This is a genomic window from Melaminivora sp. (assembly GCF_032059615.1).
Taxonomy (GTDB): Bacteria; Pseudomonadota; Gammaproteobacteria; order Burkholderiales; family Burkholderiaceae_C; genus Melaminivora.
On record NZ_DAMCAM010000085.1, the window covers coordinates 1 to 8,557 of the forward strand.

Here is an 8,557-nt window from a genome sequence, read left to right on the forward strand (position 1 = left end):
TCGCCATCCAGCTGCCGCCGCCCAACGTGACCGGCACGCTGCACATGGGCCACGCCTTCAACCAGACCATCATGGACAGCCTGACGCGCTACCACCGCATGCTGGGCCACAACACGGTCTGGGTGCCGGGCACGGACCACGCCGGCATCGCCACGCAGATCGTGGTGGAGCGCCAGCTGCAGGAGCGCGGCCAGAGCCGCCACGACCTGGGCCGCCCCCAATTTATCGCCAAGGTCTGGGAGTGGAAGGAGCAGTCGGGCAACACCATCACCACCCAGATGCGCCGCATGGGCGACAGCGTGGACTGGGGCCGCGAGTACTTCACCATGGACGACAAGCTGTCCAAGGTGGTCACCGAAACCTTCGTGCGCCTGTACCGGCAGGGCCTGATCTACCGCGGCAAGCGGCTGGTCAACTGGGACCCGGTGCTGCAGTCCGCCGTCTCCGACCTGGAGGTGGAAAACGAGGAGCGCGACGGCTCGCTCTGGCACATCGCCTATCCCTTGCCGGACGGCAGCGGCCAGCTGGTCGTCGCCACCACTCGACCCGAGACCATGCTGGGCGACGTGGCCGTCATGGTGCACCCGGAAGACGAACGCTACGCGCACCTGATCGGCCAGACCGTGACGCTGCCGCTGGTCGGCCGCCAGATCCCCATCATTGCCGATGAGTACGTGGATCGTGAATTCGGCACCGGCGTGGTCAAGGTGACCCCGGCGCACGACAACAATGACTACGCCGTAGGCCAGCGCCATGGCCTGCCGCTGGAGGTGGTGCTGACGCTCACCGCCACCATCAGCGACAACGCCCCGGAAAAGTACCGCGGACTGGACCGCTTCGCCGCCCGCAAGGCCATCGTGGCCGACCTGGAAGCGCAGGGCCTGCTGGTCGAGACGAAGAAGCACAAGCTGATGGTGCCGGTGTGCACCCGCACGGGGCAGATCATCGAGCCGATGCTGACCGACCAGTGGTTCGTCGCCATGTCCAAGGTGGGCGAAGGCGATGCCACCGGCAAATCCATCGCGCAAAAGGCGATCGACGCCGTGGCCTCGGGCCAGGTGCAGTTCGTGCCCGAGAACTGGGTCAACACCTACAACCAGTGGATGAACAACATCCAGGACTGGTGCATCTCGCGCCAGCTGTGGTGGGGCCACCAGATCCCGGCGTGGTACGACGAGGCCGGCAACGTGTACGTGGCGGCGAGCGAAGAAGAAGCCCAGGCCCAGGCCGGCGCGGGCGCGAAACTCACGCGCGACGCCGACGTGCTGGACACCTGGTACTCGTCGGCGCTGGTGCCGTTCTCCACCATGGGCTGGCCCGAGCAGACCGAGGGCGCCGAGAGCGACTACAACCTGTACCTGCCGTCGTCAGTGCTGGTCACCGGCTACGACATCATCTTCTTCTGGGTCGCCCGGATGATCATGATGACCACGCACTTCACCGGCCGCGTGCCGTTCAGGCACGTCTACATCCACGGCCTGGTGCGCGACGCGCAGGGCAAGAAGATGAGCAAGTCCGAGGGCAATGTGCTCGACCCGGTGGACCTGATCGACGGCATCGCGCTCGAGCCCCTGCTCGCCAAGCGCACCACCGGCCTGCGCCGCCCCGAAACGGCCCCGCAGGTCGCCAAGAACACACAAAAGGAATTCCCCGAGGGCATTCCGGCCTACGGCGCCGACGCGCTGCGCTTCACCTTCGCGGCGCTGGCCAGCCTGGGCCGCAGCATCAACTTCGACAGCAAGCGCTGCGAGGGCTACCGCAACTTCTGCAACAAGCTCTGGAACGCCAGCCGCTTCGTGCTGATGAACTGCGAGGGTTATGACTGCGGCCTGGACGCCTCGCAGGGCTGCACCGAGGCTTACCTGCATTTCAGCCAGAGCGACCGCTGGATCGTCTCGCAGCTGCAGAAGGTGGAGGCCGACATTGCCAGGGGCTTTGCCGACTACCGCCTGGACAACGTCGCCAACACCCTCTACGACTTCGTCTGGAACGAGTTCTGCGACTGGTACCTGGAGATCGCCAAGGTGCAGATCCAGACCGGCACTGCGGCCCAGCAGCGCGCCACGCGCCGCACGCTGATCCGCGTGCTGGAGGCCATCCTGCGCCTGGCCCACCCCATCATTCCCTTCGTGACCGAGGCGCTGTGGCAGAAGGTGGCGCCGGTGGCCGGTATCGCCGGCGAATCCGTCTCCGTCGCGCCCTACCCGCAGGCCCAGCCCGAGAAGATCGACCCGGCCGCCATCGCCCATGTGCAGCGCATCAAGCAGATGGTGGACGCCTGCCGCCAGCTGCGCGGCGAGATGGGCGTGTCGCCTGCGCAGCGCCTGCCGCTGCTGGCCACGGGCGACGCCGCCTTCATGCGCGACATCGCGCCGGTGCTGCAAAACCTGGCCAAGCTGAGTGAAGTGCAGGTGTTCGACGACGAGGCCGCCTGGAGCCAGGCCACCCAGTCCGCCCCCGTGGCCGTGGTGGGCGATGCGCGCCTGGCCCTGTTCGTGGAGATCGACGTGGTCGCCGAGCGCGCCCGCCTGGGCAAGGAGGCCGCGCGGCTGGAGGGCGAAATCGCCAAGGCCGGTGCCAAACTGTCCAACGAGGCCTTCGTGGCCAAGGCGCCGCCGGCCGTGATCGACCAGGAAAAGCAGCGCGTGTCGGACTACAGCGCGACCTTGGCGCGCATCCGCGAACAGCTGGCACGCCTGGGCTAACATCGCCGGCTGCCCTGGCCGGGCGCCCGCTCTCTAGGCGCGGCGCCCCTTCCAGTCCCTTTGCACGAGGTATCCGATTTGAGCGCTCCCACCCGCATCCGCAAGGCCGTTTTCCCCGTCGCCGGACTCGGCACGCGCTTTCTGCCCGCCACCAAAGCCTCTCCCAAGGAGATGTTGCCGGTGGTGGACAAGCCCCTGATCCAGTACGCCGTCGAGGAAGCCTACGAGGCCGGCATCCGCGACATGGTGTTCGTCACCGGCCGCAGCAAGCGCGCCATCGAGGACCACTTCGACACCTCCTACGAGCTGGAGAGCGAGCTGGAGGCCGCCGGCAAGCAGGCTATGCTGGAGTTGGTGCGCAGCGTCAGCCCGAGCGACATGAACTGCCTGTTCGTGCGCCAGCCGCGCTCGATGGGCCTGGGGCACGCCGTGCTGTGCGCCGAGCCGCTGGTGGGCAACGAGGCCTTCGCCGTCATCCTGGCCGACGACCTGATGGTCGGCGAGAACGGCGGGCCCGGCGTGATGGCGCAGCTGACCACGGCCTTCCAGAAGCAGGGCCGCTCCATGATCGCCGTGCAGGAGGTGCCACCCGAGCACACGCGCCGCTACGGCATCGTGCGCGGCGAGAGCGCCGGCGGGGCGTTGCTGCGCGTGGACGAGATCGTGGAAAAACCCGCGCCCGAGAAGGCGCCCTCGCGCATGGGCGTGGCCGGCCGCTACGTGCTGACCCCGCGCATCTTCGACGAGATCCGCAACCAGCCGCGCGGCGTGGGCGGCGAGATCCAGCTGACCGACGCCATCGCCCGGCTGATCCAGCAGGAGGCGGTATACGCCTACCAGTACGCCGGCCGGCGCTACGACTGCGGCAGCAAGGAAGGCTTTCTCGAAGCCACGGTGGAGCTGGCCCTGCAGCACCCGCAGGTGGGCGAGCACTTCCGCGAATACCTCAAGTCCCTGCAGCTCTAGAGCGAGTCCGCCCCATGCCCATGTTCGTCGACACCTCGCCCCCGGGGCAGTGCATCTTCTGCCGCCTGGTGGCGCGCGAAATCCCTGCGGCCATCGTCCATGAGGACGAGCTGACCATTGCCTTCATGGACCTCGGCCAGGTCACGCCCGGCCACGTGCTGGTGGCCACGCGCCGCCACGCCGCCACGCTGCTGGACATCACGCCCGAGGAGGCGGCCGCCAGCCTGCAGACCGCGCGCCGCGTGGCGCTGGCCGCCCAGCAGGCCTTCGAGCCCGAGGGGCTGACGCTGCTGCAGGCCAACGGCGCCGTGGGCGGGCAGACCGTGGGGCACTTCCACCTGCACGTGGTGCCGCGCCACACGGGCGACGGCATCGACCTGACCTGGCCGCGCAAGGAGCCCGGCGCCCAGGTGCTGGCCGGCTACGCCGAGCGCCTGCGCGCGGCCCTCCAGGCCTGAGCCGCACCGCCGCCCTGCCCTTTTCTTCATGCCCGTAATCCCTGCCGCCGCCCTGGCCCCCGGCGAGGCCAGCGCGCCGCTGGTCCCGCCGGGTCTGGCCATCGTGGTGCTGGCGCTGCTGCTGAGCATCCAGCCCGTCACCACCGACCTGTACCTGCCCGCCCTGCCCGCGCTCACGCGCAGCCTGCAGGCGCCTGTTGCGGCCGGGCAGCTGACGCTATCGGCGCTGCTGCTGGCCTTTGGCTGCTCGCAGCTGCTGTGGGGGCCGCTGTCGGACCGCTTCGGGCGCCGGCCCATCCTGCTGGCGGGGCTGTCGCTTTACGCCTTTGCCTCGGTGGGCGGGGCGCTGGCCTCCAGCATGGAGCTGCTGGTGCTGTGGCGCACGCTGCAGGGCGCGGCCATGGGCGCGGCCGTGATGGGTGCGCGCGCCATCGTGCGCGACCTCTACACGCCGCTGGCCGGCGCGCGCGCCATGTCGCGCGCGCTCACCGGCCTGGGCATCATCGCCTGCCTGTGCGCGCCCATCGGCGGCCTGCTGACCGAGGCCTTTGGCTGGCGGGCCGCGCTGTTCGCGCCCAGCCTGTACGGCGTGGCCGCGCTGGCCCTGGTGGCGCTGCGCCTGCCCGAGACGCTGGCACGGCCCAACCCGCACGCGCTGGAGCCCGCCACCTTCCTGCGCAACTGGCTGCTGGTGCTGCGCTCGCCCACCTTCTGGGCGTTTTCGCTGCTGACCACGGCCAGCTATGGCGGGCTGTTCACCTTCCTCGCGTCCTCGTCCTTCGTCTTCATCGAGGTGATGGGGCTGTCGCGCACCGCCTACGGGCTGGTGCTGCTGGTCAATGCCGCCTTCTACCTTGCGGGCACGCTGCTGTGCCGGCGCCTGCTGACGCGCCACAGCCTGCGGCGCACGGTGGCCATCGGCGGCGCGCTGAGCGCCACCGGGGGCCTGCTGATGCTGCTGGCGGCGCTGGCCGGCTGGCACAGCGCGGCGGCGCTGCTGCCGCCCTTCTACGTCTTCATGGTGGGCCACGGCATCCACCAGCCGTGCGGGCAATCGGGTTCGGTCGGGCCGTTTCCGCAGGCCGCGGGCGTGGCCTCGGCGCTCAACGGCTTCATGATGATGCTGGCGGCCTTTGCCATCGGCCTGTGGCTGGGCGGCGCGCTGGACGGCACGGTCTGGCCGCTGGTGCGCGGCGTGGCCCTGTGGTCGGTGCTGCTGGCCGTCGTGGCCTGGACGCTGGTGCAGCGCCACGGAGAGCCGCGCGATGGCCGCTGACGCGGCGCGCCTGCCGGTGCTGGCCCTGGCCGGGCCCACCGCCTCGGGCAAGACCGCCGCCGCGCTGGCCCTGGCCGGGGCACTGGCGCCGGCGCTGCCGGTGGAGATCGTGAGCGTGGACTCGGCCCTGGTCTATCGCGGCATGGACATCGGCACCGCCAAGCCCACGCCCGCCGAGCGCGCGCAGGTGCAGCACCACCTGATCGACATCCGCGACCCGCGCGAGGCCTACAGCGCGGCCGAGTTCGTGCGCGACGCGACGCAGCTGGTGCACGACATCCGCGCGCGCGGCGCGCTGCCGCTGCTGGTGGGCGGCACGCTCTTGTACTTTCGCGCGCTGATCGACGGCATCGACGACATGCCCCCGGCCGACCCCGCCGTGCGCGCCCGCCTGGACGCGCAGGCCGCCGCGCTCGGCTGGCCGGCCCTGCACGCGGAGCTGGCGCGCGTGGACCCGCCCACGGCCGCACGGCTGGCACCGGCCGACGGCCAGCGCATCCAGCGCGCGCTGGAGGTCTGGCACGTCTCGGGCCGGACGCTGTCGAGCTTTCATACAGAAAAAAAGAGAGCACAACCTCAAGGCCTGCTGCGGGCTGCAGACGTTTTTAGCCTGGAACCTGCCGACCGCGCCTGGCTGCACGAGCGCATCGCGCGGCGCTTTCACGCCATGCTGACCGAGGGCTTCATGGACGAAGTGCTGCGCCTGTACGCGCGCGGCGATCTGCACGCCGACCTGCCCAGCATGCGCTGCGTGGGCTATCGCCAGGCCTGGGACACCCTGGCGGGCCGCGAGCCCCTGGCCACCCTGCCCGAGCGCGGCATTGCCGCCACGCGCCAGCTGGCGCGGCGCCAGCTCACCTGGCTGCGCGGCATGCCCGAGCGCCACGCCATCGCCTGCGACGCGCCCGACGCCACGGCGCAGCTGGTGCGCGCCGTGCGGGCGCGGCTGGCCAGCGGGGCCGCGGGGTGAGCGCGCCGCTGCTGCAGGTCGAGGGCCTGGCGCGGCACTACGGTGCGCAGCCAGTCTTTGCCGGCGTGGATCTGCAGGTGCAGCCGGGCGAGTTCGTCGCCCTCGTGGGCGACTCGGGCGTGGGCAAGTCCACCCTGCTCAACTGCCTGGCCGGGCTGGACCACTGGGACGCCGGCCGCATCACCCACGGCGCGGTGGACCTGGGGCCGATGGACGACACCCAGCGCGCGCTGTGGCGCCGCGCGCATGTGGGCTTCGTCTTCCAGGCGTTCCACGTGCTGCCGCACCTGACCGTGGCGCAGAACGTGGCGTTGCCGCTGATGCTGCTGGGCCGTGATGACCCAGCGCACGTCGCGCGCATGCTGGATGCCGTGGGCCTCTCGGGCCTGGCCGAGCGCCTGCCGCAGCAGCTCAGTGGCGGGCAGCTGCAGCGCGTGGCCATCGCCCGCGCCCTTATCCATCGCCCGCCCCTGCTGCTAGCCGACGAGCCCACCGGCAACCTCGACCCCGGCACCGCCGCGCGCGTCATGGACGTGCTGGTGCAGCAGACGCGCGGGCACGGCGCGGCGCTGGTGCTGGTCACCCATTCCGAGGCAGCCGCCGCGCGCGCCGACCGGGTGCTGCACCTGACGGCCGGTGGCATCCGCACCCCCGCGCCACCGCCCGCGCCCTGAAGCCGCCCCCCCCCACGCCAGGCGCCCCACCCCATGCTCGCCCTGCTGCGCACCTTCTCCTGGCAGGAACTGCGCCACCACCCCTGGCGCAGCGCGGCCGCCGTGGTGGCGGTGATGCTGGGCGTGGCGCTGGGCTTCGCGGTGCACGTCATCAACGCCTCGGCGCTGGACGAGTTCTCGCAGGCGGTGCGCTCGGTCAGCGGCCAGCCCGACTTGGAGCTGCGCGCCGCGCAGGGCACGCTGCCGGAAGGGCTGTACGGCCAGGTGGCCGCGCACCCGCAGGTGGCGCTGGCGAGTCCCTGGCTGGAGCTGTCGGCCCAGGCCAGCATCCAGGCCAGCGCCGCGCAGGGCCCCGCCGCCCGCGTGCCGCTGCGCGTGCTGGGCGTGGATGCGCTGGTGCTGCCCGCCATGGCGCCGTCCCTGATGCCGCGCGCCTACGAGGGCGCCGAGCGCCTGGCCATGCTGGCGCCGGGCAACGCCTTTCTGAACGCCAGCGCGCTGCAGGCGCTGGGCCTGCTGGCGCAGGGCGGCCGCCCGCCCATCACCCTCACCTTGCAAAGCGGCCTGCAGACCTGGCGCGTCACCGTCGCCGGCACGGTGGCCGCCGGGGGCGCGCCGCTGGCCGTCATGGACATCGCCGCCGCGCAGGACCTGTTCGGCCGCGGCGGGCAGCTCACGCGCATCGACCTGCAGCTGCGCCCCGGCGCCCAGCGCGCGCAGGTCGAACGCGCGCTACAGGCCCTGCCCGGCTGGCCGCGCAACGTGCGCATCGGCGAGCCCGGCGACGCCGCCCAGCGCGTCTCCAACCTGTCGCGCGCGTATCGCGTCAACCTGACGGTGCTGGCGCTGGTGGCGCTGTTCACCGGGGCGTTTCTGGTGTTCTCGGTGCTGGCCCTGAGCGTCGCGCAGCGCGCGCCGCAGTTCGCGCTGCTGGCGGTGCTGGGCGCCACGCCGCGCGAGCGGCTGGCGCTGGTACTGTGGGAGTCCAGCGCGCTGGGCCTGATCGGCAGCGCCGCCGGCGTCGCCCTGGGCACCGCGCTGGCGGCGCTGGCGCTGCGCGTGCTGGGCGGCGACCTGGGCGGCGGCTACTTCGCCGGCGTGCAGCCGGCGCTGCAATGGAGCGCCCCGGCCGCCCTGCTCTACGCCGCCCTGGGGCTGGCCGCCGCGCTGGCCGGCGGCTGGTGGCCGGCACGCCAGGCGCAGGCGCTGCCGCCCGCGCAGACCCTGAAGGGCCTGGGCGCGCACGGCGGGGCTGCGCGTGGCGGCGCCATCGGTCTGGTTTTGATAGCGACGGGCGCAGTGCTGGCGCTGGCTCCGCCCGTTTTTGGCATTCCGCTGGCGGCGTACGTGGCGGTGGGCCTGCTGCTGGTCGGCGGCATCGCGCTGCTGCCCTGGGGCGTGCAAGCGCTCTTGCAGGTAATGCAGCCGCTGGCCGCACGCCGGGCGGCCCGCGCGTCGCCCCTGATGCTGCTGGCCGTGGAGCGCGCGCGCCGCATGCGCGGCAGCGC

General features: G+C 72.0%; 7 protein-coding genes. All 7 read left to right on the forward strand.

Translation table 11 applies throughout. The features are described from left to right. Positions 1-2,705: valine--tRNA ligase (locus tag RT051_RS13720; protein ID WP_313077521.1), on the forward strand; the 2,705-nt coding region annotated here is incomplete at its 5' end. Between the two features lie 78 nt (positions 2,706-2,783). Continuing rightward, positions 2,784-3,671, forward strand: a complete 888-nt coding sequence (gene galU, locus RT051_RS13725) for a UTP--glucose-1-phosphate uridylyltransferase GalU (protein ID WP_313077522.1) — start codon at positions 2,784-2,786, stop codon at positions 3,669-3,671. 14 nt (positions 3,672-3,685) lie between these two features. After that, entirely contained in the window at positions 3,686-4,129 is a 444-nt protein-coding gene (locus tag RT051_RS13730) for an HIT family protein (protein WP_313077523.1), read from the forward strand. 28 nt (positions 4,130-4,157) lie between these two features. Further along, positions 4,158-5,405 (forward strand): multidrug effflux MFS transporter, encoded by a 1,248-nt coding sequence (locus RT051_RS13735; RefSeq protein ID WP_313077524.1) that lies wholly within the window; start codon positions 4,158-4,160, stop codon positions 5,403-5,405. Continuing rightward, on the forward strand, positions 5,395-6,375 hold the full coding sequence (miaA, locus tag RT051_RS13740) for a tRNA (adenosine(37)-N6)-dimethylallyltransferase MiaA (protein WP_313077525.1): 981 nt from the start codon (positions 5,395-5,397) through the stop codon (positions 6,373-6,375). Before RT051_RS13735 ends, miaA begins: the two co-directional genes overlap by 11 nt. Then, complete coding sequence (locus RT051_RS13745) at positions 6,372-7,049, forward strand: ABC transporter ATP-binding protein (protein ID WP_313077526.1); 678 nt, start codon at positions 6,372-6,374, stop codon at positions 7,047-7,049. Before miaA ends, RT051_RS13745 begins: the two co-directional genes overlap by 4 nt. A gap of 33 nt (positions 7,050-7,082) precedes the next feature. After that, on the forward strand, positions 7,083-8,557 hold a 1,475-nt coding region (locus RT051_RS13750; protein ID WP_313077527.1), incomplete at its 3' end, for an FtsX-like permease family protein.